Genomic DNA, 21,859 nt, shown 5'->3' with positions numbered 1-21,859 from the left:
CTCCCTCATTCAAATAAATCCGAGGGTAACAATAAAGTGTTTCGTTCATGATAATAATGTTGCTGAAATTTGATAAACTCTAGCTCCTAGGACTTGTATTACAAAGGACCATCTCCTGATGAAATCTATACCTGCATTACTCCTCTCTGCCTTGATCTTATCTGGCTGTGCCACTCATCAATCACCTACTGGACGTGGGCAGACCTTGCTGTTTTCATCTCAGGAAATTAACCAGATGGGAGATGCTTCATTCGAGCAGATTAAAAAACAAGAGAAGATGAGTAAAGATAGCAAGTTGGTGACTTATGTAGACTGCGTCGCTAATCGAGTGACCCAGGTCTTACCCGATAAGTCGCTTAAATGGGATGTAGTGGTGTTCGAGTCCGAGCAAGTTAACGCGTTTGCTCTGCCTGGTGGTCATATCGGTGTCTATACCGGTTTGTTAAAAGTTGCCGAAAATGAAGACCAATTGGCCACCGTTATCGGACATGAGGTGGCTCATGTATTGGCTCATCACAGTAATGAACAGGTGTCTCGTGTACAAATGACCGGGCTGGGTATGCAATTGGCTGATGCGGCGCTAGGGGCTGGAGGGGTCAGTAATAAAGACCTGTATATGGCGGCGCTTGGTTTAGGTACTCAGGTTGGCTTTATATTGCCCTATGGTCGTGAGCAGGAGAATGAGGCCGATATCATGGGAGTGGAGTTGATGGCTCGAGCGGGGTTTGATCCGAGTCAAAGTATGCTGCTTTGGCAGAACATGGCCAAAGTCGGAGGGGAGCAAGGTCCCGAGTTACTGTCTACCCATCCATCTCACGGCCATAGAATTGATGATCTAAGCCAAATGCAGGCGCAAGTTATGCCTCTTTATCTTGCGAGCAAAAATAAAGTAAAGAATCGCTGTCAGATTGCGAAATAAACTTGAGCTTATAAAGAACACTTTTTTTAAATATGGTAAACTAGCGCGCGAAAATTAATTGAATAACTGGGAGTAGAATCATTATGTCTGACAAGTTCACTAGTATTGAAGCGCAAGCAAGTTATGGCGTAGGTCGTCAACTTGGCGAGCAATTGGCTGCTAACTCATTCGAAGGTATCGATATCTCAGCTGTTCAGCTAGGCCTTGCCGATGCGTTTGAAGGTAAAGAGAGCCAAGTTGCTATGGAAGACCTTCAAATTGCGTTTACTGAGATCAGTCAGCGTATTCAGAAAGTTCAGGAAGCAGCTGCTGAAGCGGCATCTGCTGAAGGCGAAACTTTCCTAGGTGAGAACGCTAAGCGTGATGGAATCGTGACGCTTGAGTCTGGTCTTCAGTATGAGATCCTCAATGAAGGCGAGGGTGACAAGCCAAGTCTTGACGCTATGGTCCGTACTCACTATCACGGTACTTTCATCAATGGTGATGTATTCGATAGCTCAGTCGCTCGTGATCAACCTGCCGAGTTCCCTGTGTCAGGTGTGATTGCCGGTTGGACCGAGGCGCTACAACTTATGCCAGTGGGTGCTAAGTGGAGGCTTTATGTTCCTCATCACTTGGCATACGGTGAACGTGGTGCCGGTGCTTCTATCCCGCCATACTCCGCATTGGTATTTGAAGTCGAATTGCTCGACATTCTTTAATTCAATATCATTAAATGCCTAAGCTAACGCTTAGGCATTTTTTTAGAATCAGAATTAACAGTTCCTCTTTTATGACTATAAAGAGTTGAACTGCCCGTTATATAATTTAGCTAGATAGCATTAAGGAAGTAATACGATGACAGAACAAGTAAGAGTGGCTATTACAGGCGGCAGTGGTCGTATGGGACGTACTCTTATTGAAGCTGCACGAATTCAGCCTGCTATCTATCTAGGTGCTGCGATTGAAAGAGCTGGCTCGACTCTGATAGGGGTTGATGCTGGTGAGCTTGCTGGTGTGGGGTCGATGAACGTACCTATTACTGATTCGCTCGATAAAGCTGTCGATGATTTCGATGTGCTCATCGATTTTACCTCCCCTGAAGCGAGTGTAATTCATGCCGATTGGTGTGCCAGACATGGTAAGGCTATTGTTATAGGCACTACTGGCTTCACCGATGCTCAAAAATCAAAGATCTCTGCTTATGCAGATAAGATACCTGTTGTGATGGCGCCTAATATGGCTGTCGGGGTTAACCTTATGTGGAAACTGCTCGAGTTAGCGGCAGAAGTCATGGGTGATTACACGGATATAGAGATCATCGAGGGTCATCACAGGTATAAGAAAGATGCGCCTTCTGGCACGGCACTCAAGATGGGCGAAGTGATCGCCAAAACTTTGGGTCGTGATCTTAACAAATGTGCCGTTTACGGCCGTGAAGGGATGACCGGAGAGCGTGACCGCGAAACGATAGGTTTCTCTACCATACGTGCAGGGGATCTTGTTGGTGAGCATACCGCCATGTTTGCCGATATTGGTGAGCGGTTGGAGATCACTCATAAGGCATCGAGTCGTATGACTTTCGCTAATGGTGCCATGAGAGCATCGGTCTGGTTAGTCAATCAAGATGTCGGGCTCTACGATATGCAGCAGGTATTGGGTCTCAAATAATTACTATTTTTTAAAACCGCCAATCAGGCGGTTTTTTTATACACGGAAGTATTTATCCCCGGACACCATGGATGGTGTAGGAGGGGGTTTATACACGGAACTGTTTTTGTAAGTATTTATCCCCGGACACCATGGATGGTGTAGGAGGGGGTTTATACACGGAACTGTTTTTGTAAGTATTTATCCCCGGACACCATGGATGGTGTAGGAGGGGGTTTATACACGGAACTGTTTTTGTAAGTATTTATCCCCGGACACCATGGATGATGTAGGAGGGGGTTTATACACGGAACTGTTTTTGTAAGTATTTATCCCCGGACACCATGGATGGTGTAGGAGGGGGTTTATACACGGAACTGTTTTTGGAAGAGTTATCCCCGAACGCCAAGGTGGTGTAGGAGGGGAGTTATGTTTTATCAAAATAAGTTGATAATTTAAATTTTTAATTTGTAGACAAGCTAAATAAACACGTATATAGTTGTCCGAATTTGCCAAAATTTCGTATTTATGTGAATATTGGTATTATTAAAGCAATAAAAAACATTATATTTTAGTGGCTTGGCTCTTTATGGAGGTCGCGTTGACAAAGTCTGCCTTACTCGTACTCGAAGATGGAACTGTATTCTCTGGCACAGCAATTGGTGCCGATGGACATGCTGTTGGTGAAGTTGTTTTTAACACTTCAATGACAGGATACCAGGAGATCCTGACAGATCCCTCTTATTCTCGCCAGATCGTAACTCTAACTTATCCTCATATTGGTAACACTGGAACCAATGATGAAGATACAGAATCCGATGCAGTCCATGCTTGTGGTCTGATCATCAGAGATCTTCCTCTTCTCGCCAGTAACTTTCGTAATCAGCAATGCTTGAGTGAATATCTGAAAGCTAACAATATTGTTGGCATCGCAGATATTGATACTCGAAAGTTGACTCGTATTTTACGAGAGAAAGGTGCGCAAGCGGGCTGTATCTTAGTCGGTGAGGATGACATAGCTAAGGCACTAGCCGAAGCGAAAGCGTTCCCTGGTTTAAAAGGCATGGATTTAGCCAAAGAAGTCACAACAGAAAAAGCCTATCAATGGCGTAGCGGTAGCTGGCGTTTAGTCGGTGGTTTACCCGAAGATAAGCCTGAATCAGAGCTTAAATACAAGATCGTTGCTTACGACTACGGTGTGAAGCGTAATATCTTACGTATGCTGGTAGATCGTGGTTGTGATGTCACTGTGGTTCCGGCCCAGACACCAGCATCTGAAGTGCTGGCGATGAAGCCTGATGGGATATTCCTCTCGAATGGCCCTGGTGACCCAGAGCCATGTGATTATGCTATCAAGGCGATTCAGGAGATCCTCAAGACAGAGATTCCTGTGTTTGGTATTTGTCTCGGTCATCAGCTGTTGGCTCTCGCCTCTGGCGCTAAAACCCTTAAAATGAAGTTTGGTCATCATGGTGCCAACCATCCTGTGAGCGACCTTGAGAAAGGTAATGTGATGATCACTAGCCAAAACCACGGTTTTGCTGCTGATGAAACTAGCCTGCCAGCCAACATCAAGGTGACTCATAAGTCATTGTTTGATGGTTCATTGCAAGGTATACATTTGACAGATAAGCCTGCATTTAGCTTCCAGGGACACCCTGAAGCGAGTCCGGGTCCACATGATGCAGCGCCTTTGTTCAATCACTTTATTGAACTTATCGAGCTATATCGTCAAAACGCCAAGTAATCAGGAGAAGGTTTAAGCAATGCCAAAACGTACAGATATTAAAAGTATTCTTATCCTGGGTGCAGGCCCGATTGTTATCGGTCAGGCATGTGAGTTTGATTACTCCGGTGCCCAGGCGTGTAAAGCGCTACGTGAAGAGGGTTATCGAGTTATTCTGGTTAACTCTAACCCAGCCACTATCATGACAGATCCTGAGATGGCCGATGCGACGTATATCGAACCAATTCATTGGGAAGTTGTGCGTAATATTATTGCCAAAGAGCGTCCCGATGCGATTCTGCCTACCATGGGCGGCCAGACGGCGCTTAACTGTGCGCTGGAGCTGGAAAGCAAGGGCGTGCTGAAAGAGTTTAATGTCGAGATGATTGGCGCGACAGCCGACGCCATAGACAAAGCCGAAGACCGTGGCCGTTTCGATAAGGCGATGAAAGCCATTGGCCTCGAGTGTCCACGTGCGGGTTTTGCCCATACGATGGCAGAGGCATTCGCGGTGCAGGAAACTTTGGGTTTCCCGTGTATTATTCGCCCGTCTTTCACCATGGGTGGCAGCGGCGGCGGTATTGCTTATAACATAGAAGAATTCGAAGAGATCTGTACTCAAGGACTGGACCTGTCGCCAACTAGCGAGCTGCTAATCGATGAGTCGCTTATCGGTTGGAAAGAGTACGAGATGGAAGTGGTGCGTGACAAGAATGATAACTGCATCATAGTCTGCTCTATCGAGAACTTCGATGCCATGGGCGTGCACACCGGCGACTCGATCACTGTGGCTCCAGCTCAGACATTGACGGATAAAGAATATCAGTTGATGCGTAACGCTTCTATTGCGGTTCTGCGTGAGATCGGTGTGGAGACGGGCGGTTCTAACGTACAGTTCGGCATCAATCCGAAAGATGGCCGTATGGTTATCATCGAGATGAACCCAAGAGTATCTCGCTCTTCAGCATTAGCGTCTAAGGCGACGGGCTTCCCGATTGCTAAAATCGCGGCCAAGCTGGCAGTTGGTTACACTCTAGATGAGCTTAAGAATGATATCACAGGCGGTGCTACCCCTGCTTCATTCGAGCCAGCTATCGATTATGTGGTTACCAAGATGCCACGTTTCAACTTCGAAAAGTTTGCCGGTGCAAATGACCGTCTAACCACTCAGATGAAGTCGGTTGGTGAAGTGATGTCCATTGGCCGTACGTTCCAGGAATCACTGCAAAAAGCATTGCGTGGACTCGAAGTCGGTAAGAATGGCCTAGATCCAATTATTGATATCGAAAGTGCCGATGCGATGAAAAGAATTCGCCACGAGCTTACAGAACCTGGTGCAGACAGAATTTGGTATATTGCCGATGCCTTCCGCGCCGGTCTTTCTCTCGATGATATCTTCGAGCTGACTAATGTCGACCCTTGGTTCCTGGTACAGATACAAGATTTGCTTAATTTTGAAACTCAGGTTAAAGACGCTGGCATGTCGGGTTTGAATGAGGTCTTCTTGCGCCAACTTAAGCGTAAAGGCTTCTCCGATTTACGTTTGTCGGACCTGCTCGGTGTCAATGAGGCTGAAGTTCGCAAGTTACGTCATAAACATGCGATTCATCCTGTGTATAAGCGCGTCGATACTTGCGCCGCCGAGTTCTCAACCGATACCGCCTATATGTACTCTACTTATGAAGAAGAGTGTGAGGCGAACCCATCTAATCGTGACAAGATCATGATCTTAGGCGGCGGACCAAACAGAATTGGCCAGGGTATCGAGTTCGATTATTGCTGTGTCCATGCGGCTCTCGCATTGCGTGAAGACGGTTATGAGACCATCATGGTCAACTGTAACCCTGAAACCGTATCAACCGATTACGACACGTCCGACAGACTCTATTTTGAATCTGTGACTCTGGAAGATGTGCTCGAGATTGTTCGTATCGAGAAGCCTAAGGGCGTTATTGTGCAATATGGTGGTCAAACACCGCTTAAGTTAGCCCGTGAACTCGAAGCTGCCGGTGTACCTATAATCGGTACTAGTCCTGATGCCATCGACCGCGCCGAAGACAGAGAGCGTTTCCAGCAGGCGATTCATCGTCTGGAGATGAAACAGCCAGAAAATGATACCGTGACTACAGTCGAAAGTGCCATTATCTCGGCCGAGCGTATCGGTTATCCGCTAGTCGTTCGTCCATCATACGTACTCGGTGGTCGTGCGATGGAGATAGTCTACGATGAGCAAGATTTACGTCGCTACTTCAATGAAGCCGTGAGCGTATCAAACTCCTCCCCTGTATTACTTGACCGTTTCTTAGATAATGCTATCGAAATAGATATCGATGCCATCTGTGATGGTGAGACTGTGGTTATTGGCTCTATCATGGAACATATCGAGCAAGCTGGGGTACATTCAGGGGATTCAGGTTGTTCATTGCCTCCTTATAGCTTAAGTGAAGATGTGCAGAACCGCATGCGTGAGCAGGTGGGTAAGCTGGCCATAGAACTTGGGGTTATTGGCTTGATGAATGTGCAGTTTGCCGTGAAAGATGATGAGATCTATATGATCGAAGTTAACCCTCGCGCCGCACGTACTGTACCATTCGTTTCTAAGGCGACTGGCGTACCTTTAGCTAAGATAGCCGCTCGTGTGATGGCGGGTCAAAGCCTTAAGTCGCAAAACTTTACCAAGGAAGTGATTCCACCTTTCTTCTCGGTGAAAGAAGTTGTTTTGCCGTTTAACAAGTTCCCGGGTGTCGATCCTATGCTTGGCCCTGAGATGCGATCTACCGGTGAGGTCATGGGCGTAGGTGATACTTTCGCCGAAGCGTATGCCAAGGCGCAACTGGGTGCCACCGCCTCCGTGCCTAAGTCCGGTCGTGCCTTGCTATCGGTTCGTGACAGCGATAAGCAAAGGGTAGCTGACTTGGCTTCGAACCTGATTGCTCTCGGATATGAAATCGATGCAACTCATGGTACTGCAATAATCTTAGGCGAGGCGGGGATCAATCCACGTCTGGTCAACAAGGTACATGAAGGGCGTCCGCACATTCTTGACCGTATCAAGAATGGCGAATACACCTATATTGTTAACACCACCGAAGGTCGTCAGGCGATTGAAGATTCTCGCCAGCTTCGACGCGGTGCATTACGATACAAGGTGGATTACACCACGACCTTGAATGCCGCATTTGCCACGTGTATGGCACATGCCGCCGATGACAGAAACACAGTGACTTCGATACAAGAGTTGCATAAACGCATCAAGTAAGACGCGTTACTTAATAAAAAGGCCGCATTCGCGGCCTTTTTATTGTTTCAGGATCTAAAATATCCCCTTTTCAGCGAGTTCGCGCATTTCTACTAAACTTTAAAGACTAGTCATGTTTAGGTGGTAAGCGGCTCATGAAAATTTCCAGCAAAATCGTGTTGGCGTCGGTGTTGTTATCCGGGATTGGAATTTTTACAGCAGGGTCGCTGGTTGGTTGGAAGTCTTCATCTATCGCATCAGTTGCCTTAGAGAAACGGGCGTTTGAGCAGCTTGTTGCCATACGAGAAATTCAAAAATCTCAGGTAGAAAGATATTTCTCAACGATTGAGAAAGAGATGATCACCCTGTCTAACGATGAGATGGTGATCGACGTGATGCATCATCTTCCTCAAGAGTTTTTCAAGTATGCTCAGCAGACCAGCATGAGAGATGACTCAGCTTTGAAGCGGTATTACACAGATCAATTCGATAAAGTATACCGCAGTCAGAATCCGTCGGCAGTAGGCAGTGCGGCGAGTAAACTCTCGATGTTAAATAGCAATACTAAAGCGATTCAGCATGCCTATATCAGTGGTAACGCTAATCCATTGGGCAGTAAAAATTCTTTAGAGTTTGCTAATGACGGCACCGACTACAGCAAGACTCACAAGAAGTATCACCCTCATTTTAATCAATATCTGGAAGCATTCGGTTTCTACGATATCTTTTTGGTCGAACCGGATACCGGGTATGTGATCTATTCTGTATTTAAGGAGCTGGATTACGCCACCTCCTTGATGGATGGTCCCTACAGGGACACGGGCCTCGCTCAAGCTTTTAGGGCAGCCAATAACACCAGAAATAAAAATGAAACCTTTCTCATCGACTTTAAACCCTATTTCCCCTCCTATGAGGCAGCCGCAGCATTTATCTCCTCACCGGTATTTTCCGCTGAAGGAGAGAAACTGGGTGTATTGATTTTTCAGATGCCAATCGATGAGATTAATAGTTTGATGACCTATGAGCAGGAGTGGGACAAGGTCGGTCTGGGAAGCTCAGGTGAAACCTATTTAGTGGGGGATGATAACTTGCTTCGTAGTCAGAGCCGTTTCTTGCATGATGATAAAACAGGCTATATTAAGGCGCTCAGAGAGTCGGGCATGGACGCTAATACAGTCGACAAGATTGAGGCAAGTGGCTCAGCCATAGGTTATCAAAAGGTTGATAGCGAGGGGGCTAGACTCGCATTATCTGGCCAGTCTGGCATTAAAACTGTCATGGACTATCGTAATGTTGAAGTGTTGTCTGCATTCGCTCCACTGCAGATAGCCGGGGTTAAATGGGCCATTTTGAGTGAGATCGATGTTGCCGAGGCGATGCAGGATAAAGAAGACATGCTTTCAGCTATCTGGTTGACTATCAGTGTCATTATGTTGATCTTAATTCCTATTACTCTACTCGCAGGTTTCATGGTCGGTCGGGGAATATCTAATCCAATCAATGATTTTATTGCTCAGGTCAATCGAGTCACTCAGAATAAAGACCTGACCACCAGGATCGATTATCAAGGTAAAGACGAGCTGTTTTCTCTAGCGAGCTCATTCAATCAGCTGCTTCAGGAATTACAGAGTATTCTCAATAGTGTCGAGGAGTTGGCCGCGACTCTGTTGCAATCGACGAGTAAGATGATGGAGGAAATCCAGGAAACGACCGATCAAACCATGCTGCAATCAGACAGTGCAGACAGTGTGGCGGTGGCAACGAACCAGTTGCTAGCGACAATCCAGGAGGTGGCACGCAATGCAGCTGGCGCCGCCGATTCGGTACGTGAAACCAATGATAAGTGTTTGGAGAGTACTCAAGGGGCCGAGCGTTTGGAACATGATATGGAGGAGTTAAACGCACAAATGGCTTCGGCGTCTCAGTCCATCGAAAAACTGGCTCAGGAGAGTGAATCAATTGGTTCTGTGCTCGATGTCATTCAGGCCATAGCGGAGCAGACTAATTTGTTGGCGCTCAATGCAGCTATCGAAGCGGCAAGGGCGGGAGAGCAGGGAAGAGGTTTTGCGGTTGTCGCCGATGAAGTGAGGACATTAGCATCACGTACTCAGAAATCTACCGAAGATATTCGGGAAAAAATCAACTCTTTGCAACATGAGACTGAGATAACCGTCAAGATGGTGACCTCGTCTAATGAGATGGCCAATGCCAGTATAGGTACCTGTGAAGAAAACAGAAAGATATTGGCCGAGGTGGTAGTGCTTGTGTCTCAGCTCAGTGATATGAATATGCAGATAGCGACGGCCTCGGAGCAGCAAAGTGCTGTGGTTGGCGAAATTAATCAAAATATTACAGAGATAGCCGATACCTCACAGAGGATCTCCACTAAGGCGGAGCTCAGTAAGGGAGATCTCGAAAACTTGAGTGAACTAGTGACTAACCTGGAAGAAAAAATGCGTGAATTTAAGCTTTAGATTGGTTAGGAGCTGTTGAGATTAACACTCCGTTTAATCCGAAAGTGTTGCATTAAAAAAGAGGCCTGTTCAGGCCTCTTTTTTGTTTATTTATATGGATTAGAGATCGATATCATAGGTATAAGAAACCACGACCTTATAATCGTCATCTATTTCATCTTCACTTACTTGACTGACTAAGAAGCTAAAACCACTCTTGCTGATGCTGACGTTATAGTCCTGATAATCGAGGCCATCATCGAAATCGTAACTACCGAAGTGTAGCCCGAGTTCGGCATCGCCTAATATTTCAAATGCCACATTGGCTTCAAAATAGATATCGTCACCAAAGTCAGATGACCAGTCAGAATGTGCCGTGGTAGAAATGCCTATTGAGAGTACACTCCAGCCGATTGAGCCATAAACCTCACCGAAGTTGAGGTCATCGCCGTCGGGATAACCGTAGTAGACATAACCAAAATCATAGCTCAATTCACCAAAATCATTGCCAAAGCCTAGATAGAGATCGAGTTCTGTGGTGGCATCATCACCAAAATCGACGTTAGATGCCCAGGTGCCTATATAGATGCCAGACTCCATAGCGTAATCTATTCCGCCAGATACCGCGGGCTTATCATCGGTCTGAGTTACACCACGCCAGATGTAATTATTAGTGACACTTATGTTGGCCGATAAGCCTTCTGTGGCTAATGTTGGTGGGGCTAATGTGAGAGTGCAGCACAATGCGACTGCATATCCAATGTGATGTTTCATATTCATTCCCTATTTATCATTATTGCTTATTTTTGTTTATAAGCTTAACCCTACTTCATCGATTTAAATGGGGTGATAAAGTGAGTTGATTATCCTTGGACTCTAGGTACAAGCTGGATAGATCAATTGAAGTGTAGTGCAGTTTTAACTTATTGCTAATTAACGAGTATTATAATTGCACCAAGATGGTGATAATTCCTTCGGTTCAGTTAACTCTTTTATTTTAAGAGACTTAGGACGCTTAAATGTTATTTATACTGGCTTGACTGTGCCTCGGCACACTTAAGACTTTGACTGAGACAAATAGTTATGTGGAAAAGTGGGATAGCATCTGAGGTGATGAACGTATAGAATGAGGTTATTCTCGAGATACTTTACTTTATTGGCCCAGCATGTGCCGATAGAGACTGCTTTTGTTTTAAGGAGACGAAAGAGGATTATGAATAAGGTTCCTATGACAGTTGTCGGTGCCGAGCAACTGCGAAAAGAGTTAACACATCTGAAATTCGAGCAGCGTCCCAGTATTACTCAGGCGATAGGCACAGCCAGAGAGCTTGGCGATCTTAAAGAGAATGCCGAGTATCATGCTGCGCGCGAAGAGCAGGGTATTTGTGAGGCGCGAATTCGTGATATCGAAGGTAAGCTTTCGAATGTGCAGATCATAGACGTGACTAAGATGGAAAATACCGGTCGTATTATTTTCGGTACGACTGTTACTATCTTAAATGTCGATACCGAAGCTGAAGCGACTTACCGTATCGTGGGTGAGGATGAGGCGAACATCAAAGATAATTTAATCTCTGTGACTTCACCTATTGCACGTGGTTTGGTGGGCAAAAGCTTAGATGATGAGGTGAATATTCAGACTCCCGGTGGTATCACCGAGTATGAGATTATCGCCGTAGAGTATATCTAAGCAGATCTTATATGTATCCCATTCATTGCTAATGGTGGGAAACACCTGTGTAAAATCACTCCATGTTAAAAAGCCGCTAATAGCGGCTTTTTTGTTGCTTAACTTTCGCTATTTGATGCGATACCGGAGCGGTTACTCGACTTATTTGTCAATCGAAGCCTGCAAGATGTTTAATTGTTAATTTGTTTTTTCGGTTTTTCTGGTTAGAATCAAAATATTGAATATCATGGGGCTTAATGTGTCGGGACTTTTTCGTATAGGGCTAATGCTGATCTTGCTGGGAGGAATATTTCTCTCCGGCACGAGTGCGAATGCTTCTGAATATATGAAAAAGGATAACCCTATTCAGTCCGTCCACAGCTTGTGTCAGGACTCAGGGTCACAGGAAGCATTTAAATCTAACTCTTGTGTATCGATGAACACTCTCTTTGGGCATCAAGATACACCTAGCACTCACACAGGACTCGAGCATCATGATCCAAGTGAGCAAGAGTTTGTTCCTCTTATCTCGATGCGCCTGTTAAGTTTTTCTCAACACGATCTACATCAAGTAAGGCCTAGCTATCTGTTGGCCTATGAGTTTGTTTCCCCTCCAAGTCCCTCTTTTTCCATTGGGTATCGGATAGACTTTGTCCGGAGTCTGGATTGGTCCCTCCATGCTAATGAAAAGCCTTCCAGACTTTCGGGTTGGAAGGAATCGAATCTGCTCTACCGCTTTTCTCAGCAAAAATCCGTTAGCTAACTTGTTATCGGCTGGCGTCGAACCTTAGCCAGCTAAATCTCTCTTTCTCAAGAAGCATCTTCCTATTGGCCATCCTTTGGGCTGCGCGTACTTGGTTGAGCCATTTATACCAATTCGTATAAATGGCGAACCTTGGGAGAAAGAGCGGGAAAACTCGTTAGAAAGCAAGGTGCCTTCAGGGCAAATTACGCTATGAAAAGACAAACAAGAAAAAAATTACTCAACCATAACTCTCCATGGAAATATGGGGTGTTAATCGTCACTATTATCGTCATGCTATTGAGTGCACTGCCGTCTCTGTTTGGTGAAGATGCGGCTATTGAAGTCAGTGATAAGGCGGGTTTATCTGTTTCCTTGATTGAGCTGCACAAGCAACTGCAGCTGGTTGGGATAGATATCAAGCGTATAGAGCAGGCCGATGGCCAAACATTGATCGTACTTGCTAAGCAGGCTCAACAAACGCAAACGAAGCAACTGCTGGCTAAGTTAGTCGCTAAACCAGAACATCTCACTCTGGCACTCGCTCCGGCGGCGCCATCCTGGTTACTCAGTCTGGGAGTTGCACCGATAAAGTTGGGCTTAGATCTTAGGGGAGGTGTGCAGTTTCTCTTGGATGTGGATCTGGAACCCGTTTATCGACTTCATGGTGAAAGCTTAGTCGATTCAATCAAACAGTTTTCCCGTGAGCAAAAGTTGATGGGTACTCAAGTGCGTTATGAGGACGATGACATTATCACCTTAGTGCTGGCCAACTCAGAAACCAGTCACCAATATCGACAATTTCTCCGTAGTCAACATCCTCGCTGGCAAGTGAAACAGGACGGGGATGGCATCTTGACGGTCAGTTTAAAGCAAACTGAAAAAGACCTGCTGCGGGATCTCACCGTTAAACAAAATTTACAGACCATGCGTAGTCGCATATCTCAACTTGGGATAACCGAGGCAGTAGTGCAGCGCCAGGGAGAGCATAGAATACGTATTGAGCTGCCTGGCGTTCAAGATCCTGCCGCAGCGAAGAGCGTTATAGGTGCAACCGCCAGCCTGGCTTTCTATGAAGTTAAACCGCCGGGTTCCGTTAACGCGAAAATCTTGCGTGATGACTCCCAGACCCCAGTGTATGTATCGCGCAAACCCGTGTTGGGAGGTGAGCATATTGTAGATGCCAGGGCGGGGATTGGTGAGATGGGGGGGGCTGAAGTGAATATCAGCTTAGACAGCGCTGGCGGTAAATTGATGTCGGCTTTTTCCAGAGACAACATAGGTCATCCCATGGCCACATCTTACAGTGAATACAGCCGTAATGCTCAAGGCGAGGTGAGTCAACAGACACGAGTGATTAGTATTGCCACGATACAAAGCCAGTTAGGCAATCGTTTCAGTATTACCGGAGCCGGAGATTACCAAGAGGCACAGCAACTGGCATTGTTATTACGTGCAGGCTCTATGACAGCGCCGGTGACCATAGTCGAAGAGCGAACCATAGGCCCGAGTCTTGGCGCCGAGAATATCGTCAATGGTTTTGCCGCGTTAGCCCTAGGCATGGCGATGACCTTAGTGTTTATGGGCTTCTGGTATCGACGTTTAGGCTGGGTGGCTAATGTGGCGCTTATTGCTAACATGGTGATTCTGTTTGGGCTACTGGCCCTGATCCCGGGGGCGGTATTGACCTTGCCTGGCATAGCAGGCTTAGTGCTTACTGTTGGCATGGCCGTGGATACCAATGTGCTCATCTTCGAGCGGATCAAAGATAACCTGAAACTAGGGAGAGATTTCGCCCACGCTATAGACAGGGGCTTCGATAGCGCCTTTGGTACCATTTTAGATGCCAATTTCACCACCATGATCACCGCAGTTGTGCTCTATTCTATCGGTAATGGTCCGATCCAGGGCTTTGCCCTGACACTGGGCCTGGGACTGCTGACTAGCATGTTTACCGGCATCTTTGCCTCTCGCGCCCTTATCAACTGGGCGTATGGACGTAACTTTAACCGTGATGTGAGGGTGTAATCATGAGTTTATTTAATTTGAAGCTGGTTAACACCAAGTTTACAGAGATGAAAACGTTAACTAAATTACGTTATTTCAGTAGTCTGATATCACTTAGCTTAATGATATTGTCCCTTTCTGTGATTGCGGTTAAGGGATTCAATTGGGGCCTGGATTTCACCGGTGGAGTCGTCACCGAGGTGAAGCTTGATAGCAAGGTGACCAGTAAAGATATCTCTGCTTTATTGAGTTTAGCGTCTGAGCAGGAGGTGAGTGTGATTTCCGCGGGAGAGCCTGGGCGTTGGGTACTAAGATATAGTCTGCCATCGACTCAGGAAGATGTCAGTCAGCATGCAATGGATATAGAGCAGGTATTGCAACCTCTCAGTAGTGAGGTAGAGGTGCTCAACAGCAGCATAGTCGGGCCGCAGATTGGCCAGGAGTTGGCCGAGCAAGGTGGTTTGGCCTTGCTGGTTGCCATGTTGTGCATCATGGCTTATCTGAGTTATCGATTCGAATGGCGTCTGGCCAGTGGTGCCTTGCTCGCCCTGTTTCATGATGTGATCTTCGTGTTGGCATTCTTTTCATTGACTCAGACTGAGTTTAATCTGACCGTGCTCGCGGCGGTACTGGCAATATTAGGCTATTCACTCAATGATTCGATAATCATAGCGGACAGGATCAGAGAGGGATTGCGAACGGAATCTGGCTTGCCGATAGCCGAGATCAATGACAGGGCTGTGAAGGCGACATTTTCCCGCACTATGGTGACCAGTGGTACTACCTTGATGACGGTCATCGCGCTGTGGGTGATGGGAGGGGGGCCGTTGGAAAGTTTTTCCATCGCCATGTTTATCGGTATCCTGACCGGCACCTGGTCGTCGATATCCGTGGGAACCTGTTTTCCCGAGGTGTTTAAGCTCAACTCGGAGCATTATCGTCTCGTGCCTGTTTCTGATACGCCTTAGCTAGTCTAGTTTAGAACAGGCATAAAAAAACGGAGCCAAAGATTAATTTGGCTCCGTTTTTCGATAGAAGGTGCTTACTTTGCCTTAGGAATGGCGATTTTCATCTCTTCAGACTGGCGGAAAAGTACAAGCACGTGACCGATAAGCTGTACTTGTACGGCTTGAGTCTCACGAACAATGGCGTCGACAATTGCTTTTTTTAACTCTCTGTCACCCGAGGCGACTTTCACTTTGATCAGTTCATGGTGAGTGAGTGCATTATCAATTTCCGCCAGTACACCTTCAGTCAGACCATTGGAACCAAGCATCACTACAGGCTTCAAATCATGCGCTAAGCCTTTCAAGTGTTGTTTTTGTTTGGTTGTTAAGTTCATTTATACCAACTTTATGCTGAGTTACTATTGAAAAACGGCTATTCTACCCTTATATACAGTTTATGTAACTCTCATTTGTTGCGGATGTTGAATGTCAGGTAAAAAACGAACAGCGAGTTCCTCCCGTTGGTTGCAGGAACATTTTGACGATCACTATGTCAAATTAGCTCAAAAACGGGGATTGCGCTCGCGCGCCGCGTTTAAATTAGAGGAGATCCAGGAGAAAGATAAGTTGATTCGCCCTGGTATGACGGTGGTGGATTTAGGGGCTGCCCCCGGTGGTTGGTCCCAAGTTGCCGTTAAACTTGCCGGAGACAGAGGGAAAGTTATCGCTTGTGATATTTTAGCTATGGATCCCATAGTTGGTGTAGACTTTCTTCAGGGTGATTTTCGGGAAGAAAAGGTACTCGATGCCTTGCTTACCCGAGTCGGAGATGGGAAAGTGGATGTGGTCTTGTCTGACATGGCACCGAACATGAGTGGTACCGGTGGTGTCGATCAGCCCCGGGCCATGTATCTGGTGGAATTAGCCTTAGACATGTGCCATCAGGTGATGGCTCCAAATGGCTGTTTCGCAGTCAAAGTCTTTCAGGGGGAGGGCTTTGAAGAGTACATGAAGTCGGTGAGAGCCGCATTTAAAACGGTTAAAACACGTAAGCCAGACTCTTCGCGAGCACGTTCGCGGGAAGTCTATCTTGTGGCGACTGGGTACAAGTTGTAGTACCCTAACGTCTGTTATCGCAAGACTGTATGAGGTCTAGTAATTTTGAGTGATATGGCAAAAAATTTAATTCTCTGGGTAGTCATCGCTGTTGTGTTGATGTCTGTATTTCAGGGCTACTCCCCCTCTTCTACCACTGCGTCGAAGATGGATTATTCTGCTTTTTTAGATGATGTTCGTAGTGGTCAGATAAACACCGTCGAAATCAAGAGCGATCAACGTACGATTGAAGGGACGAAACGTACCGGAGAAAAATTCACGACTATCATGCCCATGTATGATCAAGATCTGATTAACGATCTCGATCGTAAAGGCGTGAGTATGAAAGGGCAAGAAGCCGAAGAGTCCGGGTTCCTAACCCAGATCTTTATCTCCTGGTTTCCTATGTTATTGCTTATTGGTGTATGGATCTTCTTCATGCGTCAGATGCAGGGCGGCGGTGGCAAAGGTGCCATGTCGTTCGGTAAGAGCAAGGCTAAGCTGATGAGTGAAGATCAGATCAAGACAACTTTTAGTGACGTTGCTGGCTGTGATGAAGCGAAAGAGGACGTTAAGGAACTGGTCGATTACCTCAAAGAACCGACAAGGTTTCAGAAGCTAGGTGGGCGTATTCCCACTGGTATACTCCTCGTAGGTCCTCCGGGTACGGGTAAGACCTTGCTGGCTAAGGCTATTGCCGGTGAGGCAAAAGTGCCTTTCTTCACTATCTCAGGTTCAGATTTCGTTGAGATGTTTGTTGGTGTCGGTGCTTCTCGTGTACGTGACATGTTCGAACAAGCGAAGAAGTCAGCACCTTGTATCATCTTTATCGATGAGATCGATGCCGTCGGCCGTCAACGTGGCGCTGGTGTCGGTGGTGGTCACGATGAGCGTGAGCAAACATTGAACCAGATGTTGGTAGAGATGGATGGTTTCGAAGGTAATGAAGGTGTTATCGTCATCGCTGCGACGAACAGACCCGATGTCCTCGATGCCGCGCTACTGCGCCCGGGTCGTTTCGATCGTCAGGTGGTGGTTGGTCTTCCCGATGTACGTGGTCGTGAGCAGATACTTAAAGTGCATATGCGTAAAGTGCCTTTGGCTGATGATGTTAAGGCGAGTGTTATCGCTCGTGGTACTCCTGGTTTCTCTGGTGCGGATCTCGCTAACCTGGTTAACGAGGCTGCCTTGTTTGCCGCTCGCGGCAATCGCCGTATCGTCAGCATGGAAGAGTTCGAGAGTGCTAAAGATAAGATCATGATGGGCGCAGAACGTCGCTCCATGGTGATGTCAGAAGAAGAGAAAGCGATGACGGCGTACCATGAAGCCGGTCATGCAATTGTTGGTTGTTTAGTGCCAGAGCATGATCCTGTGCATAAGGTGACCATTATACCTCGTGGCCGTGCCTTGGGTGTGACCTTCTTCCTGCCGGAAGCCGATGCTATCAGCCAGACTCGACGTAAGCTGGAGAGTCAGATCTCTGTTGCATACGGTGGACGTCTTGCCGAAGAGATAATCTATGGCAGTGAAAGGATTTCTACCGGTGCTTCTCAGGATATCAAGTACGCCACTTCGATTGCCCGTAACATGGTGACTCAGTGGGGCTTCTCCGAGAAGCTAGGCCCTGTCTTGTACGCAGAAGATGAAAATGAAGTTTTCTTAGGACGTAGCATGGGTAAGACTCAACATATGTCCGATGAAACCGCGAGTCTGATCGATGCCGAAGTTAGGCTGCTCATCGATAACAACTTCGATCGTGCCAAGGTATATCTAAATGATAATATGGATATTCTTCATGCGATGAAAGATGCCTTGATGAAATATGAAACCATAGATGCCAACATGATTGAAGACTTGATGCAGCGTCGTGAAGTCCGTGCTCCGGCCGATTGGGACATGGATGATAATGGTTCCAGCAAGGATGATAAGGATGGAGATTCAGTTAAGACTGAGGAGGCAAGCTCCACCGAGAGTGAAGAAAAAGCCGACTCTGAAGTGACGCCGGATATCAAAGATGCCGACGAATCTACAGCTAAGTAGCTATCATTACTGAATAAAGAAAACCCCGTTATGGGGTTTTCTTGTTTTTAGTGTTTGCGATTTTGTTTACTTGAGTCTTATCGAAAAAATTATTACCTTTCATGGAGTTGATGTGTTTCGAATCGAAAGTGGTAAACGTACACTAATTTTAGATAAAACCTTGGTCATGGGCATTTTAAATGTCACCCCTGATTCTTTTTCCGATGGTGGTGAATTCTCCTCCTTTGATTTAGCCTGCCAGCATGTCGATACTATGGTGTCGCAAGGCGCTAAAATTATCGACATAGGCGGTGAATCGACTCGTCCAGGTGCAGCCGAGGTCACTCTAGATGAAGAGCTAAGCAGGGTGTTGCCCTTAGTCGAGTATATCGCTAAGCATCATGACGCTTGGATCTCCATCGATACCAGTAAGCCTGAGGTCATGGAGCGAGCGGTTAAAGCCGGGGCGCACCTGATTAATGATGTTCGAGCCTTACAGACTCCAGGTGCCTTGGAGCGCGCAGCCCTACTTGATGTGCCTGTTTGTCTAATGCATATGCAGGGGCAACCGGATACTATGCAAGATGCACCGGATTATCGGGATATCATTGCTGATGTCATCGATTTTTTTGAACGAAGAATCCATGCATGTATTGAGGCTGGAATTAAACGTCACAATATATTGTTGGACCCAGGGTTCGGCTTTGGTAAAACCTTATCCCATAATTATGAGTTACTTAACCGATTAGATGAGTTTAAGGCGTTAGAGTTACCGTTACTGATCGGCTTATCCAGAAAATCTATGCTGGGTAATCTGCTCAAGCGCGAGCCTAAACAACGCTTGGCGGCGAGTCTGGCTGGCGGCTTGATCGCGGCGCAGAAAGGCGCCAATATTTTAAGGGTACATGATGTGGCTGAAACTTTAGATTGTCTAAACGTATTCCAAGCTAGCAATGATTACCGACACTTGATTTGATTCTAAGTTGCTGTGGTTAACCAGATTAGACCAGTCTTTTTAATCATCATTCAGCTTGAGTCAGCAAATAAACTGTAAATTAGTACAAATTTCATCCCAGAATGGGATGACAAACGGGGTTGTAAAGTGAAGAAATTTTTTGGAACAGATGGTATACGTGGCAAGGTAGGTGCAGGTAAGATGACACCTGAGCTAGCGTTGAAACTGGGTTGGGCTGCCGGCCGTGTTCTGTCGAGAAGCGGTACGAATAAAGTCATCATAGGTAAAGATACCCGTATTTCAGGCTATCTGTTCGAATCTGCAATGGAAGCGGGTCTATCGGCGGCAGGCTTAAATGTGATGTTGATGGGCCCTATGCCTACGCCAGCAGTTGCTTATTTAACCCGGACCTTTAGAGCCGAAGCCGGGGTGGTTATCAGCGCATCCCACAACCCCTATTACGACAACGGCATCAAGTTTTTCTCCACCGATGGCAGTAAACTCGCTGATGAAATAGAGCTGGAGATTGAACGTGAACTGGAAAAACCTTTGGTCTGCGTCGAGTCGCACCTGTTAGGGAAAGTCTCCCGCATCGATGATGCTCCCGGACGCTACATCGAATACTGTAAAGGTAACTTTCCTGCCGATCAGACGCTTCGTGGTTTAAAGATTGTGGTCGATTGTGCCCATGGCGCTACTTATCATATTGCACCCAATGTCTTTCGTGAATTGGGCGCCGATGTGATAGCCATAGGTGATAAGCCCGATGGCTTGAACATTAACCATGAAGTGGGCGCGACTTCTATGGCTAAAATCTGTGAAACTGTAATAGCTGAAGGGGCCGATCTCGGTATTGCCCTGGATGGTGACGGCGACCGTATAATGATGGTTGATCGTCATGGGCGTGTGATCGACGGTGATGAGATACTTTATATTTTGGCGTGCGATGCTAAATCAAGAGGCGTGCTTCAGGGCGGCGTAGTCGGCACCTTGATGTCTAACTTAGGGCTTGAACTGGCTTTAGCCGATCTGGATATTCCCTTCCTGCGTTCCAAAGTGGGCGACCGTTACGTGATGCAGCTATTAAAAGAGAATGACTGGCGCATAGGCGGCGAGAATTCAGGTCATATCCTGAACTTAGATCATGGCACCACAGGAGATGGTATCGTTGCAGGGATATTGGTGCTTGCCGCTATGAGAAGACGCAATGCAAGCCTTGAAGACTTGACTGAGAATATTAAGATGCTGCCTCAGGTGTTGGTTAATGTGCGTTTTGAAGGCGAGCATAATCCGTTAGAGTCAGAAGAAGTGCTCGACGCTAAATTAGAGGTCGAGGCTAAATTGGGTGAGCGAGGCAGAGTTTTACTGAGAAAGTCCGGCACCGAGCCTTTGATTCGGGTCATGGTTGAGGGAGATATCGAAGCGGATGTCCTTATGCATGCAAATTATATTGCCGATAAAGTCAGAAATTTAGTTTAGGTTACTGCTAAATAGTAGGGGGACATCCATGATGGTTACCCCTATATAGTGCTATTTATACTCACAACGATGAATAATTAGCTTGGGGCGGCGGAAAAAGCAACGCTCCGACCATTAATCTAAAAAATTAGCGATTTAGCTATTGTAACTTAACAAGTGGTTCGCTATTATTCACGCCGCTTTCAGAGGAGATGGTAATGGCATTAAGACGTCCGATGGTTGCTGGTAACTGGAAAATGAATGGCAGTGCCCAGTTGGCACAAGAGCTTTTCAAAAAGTTTGCTACCAAGCTTCAAGATGATTCAGCGGAAGTGGTCTTGTGTCCACCGAGTATTTATCTCGAAAGCGTACGACAACAGCTAGACATGAACAAAGAAGCCTTAAATGGTTGTTTAGTCAGAATGGGCGCACAAAACCTGAGTCAACACGACTTCGGTGCTTATACTGGTGAAGTGTCTGGGCAGATGTTGAAAGATTCAGGATGTCGATATGTGATTATCGGCCATTCCGAACGTCGCCGTATGTACGGAGAGACGAGTGACATAGTGGCAGAGAAATTTGCTGCGGCTCAAAAACATGGTTTAACTCCGATATTATGTGTCGGTGAGTCTGGTCCAGCTAGAGAAGCGAGAAGAACTTTTGAAGTTATCGCCGAAGAGCTAGACATAGTCATTAAGAAAAATGGCACCATGGCTTTTGATAATGCAATTATCGCTTACGAGCCTTTATGGGCTGTAGGGACTGGTAAGAGTGCTACGCCAGAACAGGCGCAAGAAGTACACGCGTTTATACGCAAGCGTCTGTCTGAAGTGTCTCCATTTATTGGAGAAAATATCAGGATTTTGTACGGTGGTAGCGTAACACCGAGTAATGCAGCAGATCTTTTTGCTCAACCTGATGTAGATGGTGGATTGATTGGCGGCGTAAGCTTAAATTCAACCGAGTTTTTAAGTTTATGTTCCATAGCGATGAGCGCATAAT

17 protein-coding genes are annotated in these 21,859 nt (G+C 46.4%); 15 read left to right on the top strand and 2 right to left on the bottom strand.

Annotation, left to right across the window (positions count from 1 at the left end; translation table 11 throughout):
- The first annotated feature begins 118 nt into the window (after nucleotides 1-118).
- The 6 genes from FS373_RS09090 (at nucleotide 119) to FS373_RS09065 (ending at nucleotide 9,986) form a co-directional block, all read left to right on the top strand.
- The gene (locus FS373_RS09090) at nucleotides 119-919 is read left to right on the top strand and encodes a M48 family metallopeptidase (RefSeq protein ID WP_144045364.1); all 801 of its coding nucleotides are present in this window, start codon (nucleotides 119-121) and stop codon (nucleotides 917-919) included.
- An 83-nt stretch (nucleotides 920-1,002) separates the two neighbouring features.
- Nucleotides 1,003-1,620: an FKBP-type peptidyl-prolyl cis-trans isomerase gene (locus tag FS373_RS09085; protein ID WP_152829290.1), complete on the top strand. Its 618-nt coding sequence runs from the start codon at nucleotides 1,003-1,005 to the stop codon at nucleotides 1,618-1,620.
- Nucleotides 1,621-1,756: 136 nt separating this feature from the next.
- Nucleotides 1,757-2,569, top strand: coding sequence for a 4-hydroxy-tetrahydrodipicolinate reductase (gene dapB, locus FS373_RS09080; RefSeq protein ID WP_144045366.1), 813 nt, complete (start codon nucleotides 1,757-1,759; stop codon nucleotides 2,567-2,569).
- Nucleotides 2,570-3,137: 568 nt separating this feature from the next.
- A complete protein-coding gene (carA, locus tag FS373_RS09075) occupies nucleotides 3,138-4,295 on the top strand; it encodes a glutamine-hydrolyzing carbamoyl-phosphate synthase small subunit (RefSeq protein WP_144045367.1) in 1,158 nt (385 codons plus the stop codon).
- A gap of 19 nt (nucleotides 4,296-4,314) precedes the next feature.
- On the top strand, nucleotides 4,315-7,533 hold the full coding sequence (carB, locus tag FS373_RS09070; protein WP_152829289.1) for a carbamoyl-phosphate synthase large subunit: 3,219 nt from the start codon (nucleotides 4,315-4,317) through the stop codon (nucleotides 7,531-7,533).
- A 134-nt stretch (nucleotides 7,534-7,667) separates the two neighbouring features.
- Complete coding sequence (locus FS373_RS09065; protein ID WP_144045369.1) at nucleotides 7,668-9,986, top strand: methyl-accepting chemotaxis protein; 2,319 nt, start codon at nucleotides 7,668-7,670, stop codon at nucleotides 9,984-9,986.
- A gap of 99 nt (nucleotides 9,987-10,085) precedes the next feature.
- Here FS373_RS09065 and FS373_RS09060 read toward each other — a convergent pair whose 3' ends face one another.
- Nucleotides 10,086-10,739 carry a TorF family putative porin gene (locus FS373_RS09060; RefSeq protein WP_227992632.1) on the bottom strand — a complete coding sequence of 218 codons (654 nt, stop codon included), beginning with the start codon at nucleotides 10,737-10,739 and terminating at the stop codon, nucleotides 10,086-10,088.
- Between the two features lie 439 nt (nucleotides 10,740-11,178).
- Between FS373_RS09060 and greA the strand changes: the two genes are divergently transcribed.
- The 4 genes from greA (at nucleotide 11,179) to secF (ending at nucleotide 15,351) form a co-directional block, all read left to right on the top strand.
- The gene (gene greA / locus FS373_RS09055) at nucleotides 11,179-11,655 is read left to right on the top strand and encodes a transcription elongation factor GreA (RefSeq protein WP_144045371.1); all 477 of its coding nucleotides are present in this window, start codon (nucleotides 11,179-11,181) and stop codon (nucleotides 11,653-11,655) included.
- A gap of 238 nt (nucleotides 11,656-11,893) precedes the next feature.
- Nucleotides 11,894-12,397, top strand: coding sequence for a hypothetical protein (locus FS373_RS09050; RefSeq protein ID WP_144045372.1), 504 nt, complete (start codon nucleotides 11,894-11,896; stop codon nucleotides 12,395-12,397).
- A gap of 192 nt (nucleotides 12,398-12,589) precedes the next feature.
- Nucleotides 12,590-14,404, top strand: coding sequence for a protein translocase subunit SecD (secD, locus tag FS373_RS09045; RefSeq protein WP_152829288.1), 1,815 nt, complete (start codon nucleotides 12,590-12,592; stop codon nucleotides 14,402-14,404).
- 2 nt (nucleotides 14,405-14,406) lie between these two features.
- The gene (gene secF, locus FS373_RS09040) at nucleotides 14,407-15,351 is read left to right on the top strand and encodes a protein translocase subunit SecF (RefSeq protein WP_407695634.1); all 945 of its coding nucleotides are present in this window, start codon (nucleotides 14,407-14,409) and stop codon (nucleotides 15,349-15,351) included.
- A gap of 74 nt (nucleotides 15,352-15,425) precedes the next feature.
- Here secF and yhbY read toward each other — a convergent pair whose 3' ends face one another.
- Nucleotides 15,426-15,725 (bottom strand): ribosome assembly RNA-binding protein YhbY, encoded by a 300-nt coding sequence (gene yhbY, locus FS373_RS09035; protein ID WP_144045373.1) that lies wholly within the window; start codon nucleotides 15,723-15,725, stop codon nucleotides 15,426-15,428.
- A 91-nt stretch (nucleotides 15,726-15,816) separates the two neighbouring features.
- On the opposite strand from yhbY, the gene rlmE reads away from it, so the two are divergent.
- The 5 genes from rlmE (at nucleotide 15,817) to tpiA (ending at nucleotide 21,858) form a co-directional block, all read left to right on the top strand.
- Complete coding sequence (gene rlmE, locus FS373_RS09030) at nucleotides 15,817-16,446, top strand: 23S rRNA (uridine(2552)-2'-O)-methyltransferase RlmE (protein ID WP_013052563.1); 630 nt, start codon at nucleotides 15,817-15,819, stop codon at nucleotides 16,444-16,446.
- Nucleotides 16,447-16,491: 45 nt separating this feature from the next.
- Complete coding sequence (gene ftsH, locus FS373_RS09025; protein ID WP_144045374.1) at nucleotides 16,492-18,465, top strand: ATP-dependent zinc metalloprotease FtsH; 1,974 nt, start codon at nucleotides 16,492-16,494, stop codon at nucleotides 18,463-18,465.
- 166 nt (nucleotides 18,466-18,631) lie between these two features.
- Nucleotides 18,632-19,420, top strand: a complete 789-nt coding sequence (folP, locus tag FS373_RS09020; protein WP_152829337.1) for a dihydropteroate synthase — start codon at nucleotides 18,632-18,634, stop codon at nucleotides 19,418-19,420.
- 126 nt (nucleotides 19,421-19,546) lie between these two features.
- On the top strand, nucleotides 19,547-20,878 hold the full coding sequence (gene glmM / locus FS373_RS09015; protein ID WP_144045376.1) for a phosphoglucosamine mutase: 1,332 nt from the start codon (nucleotides 19,547-19,549) through the stop codon (nucleotides 20,876-20,878).
- 197 nt (nucleotides 20,879-21,075) lie between these two features.
- The gene (gene tpiA, locus FS373_RS09010; RefSeq protein ID WP_144045377.1) at nucleotides 21,076-21,858 is read left to right on the top strand and encodes a triose-phosphate isomerase; all 783 of its coding nucleotides are present in this window, start codon (nucleotides 21,076-21,078) and stop codon (nucleotides 21,856-21,858) included.
- The last annotated feature ends 1 nt before the right edge of the window (nucleotide 21,859 follow it).

The sequence above is a fragment of the Shewanella sp. YLB-07 genome (assembly GCF_009377275.1).
This window is presented reverse-complemented; position numbering and strand designations above follow the sequence as displayed.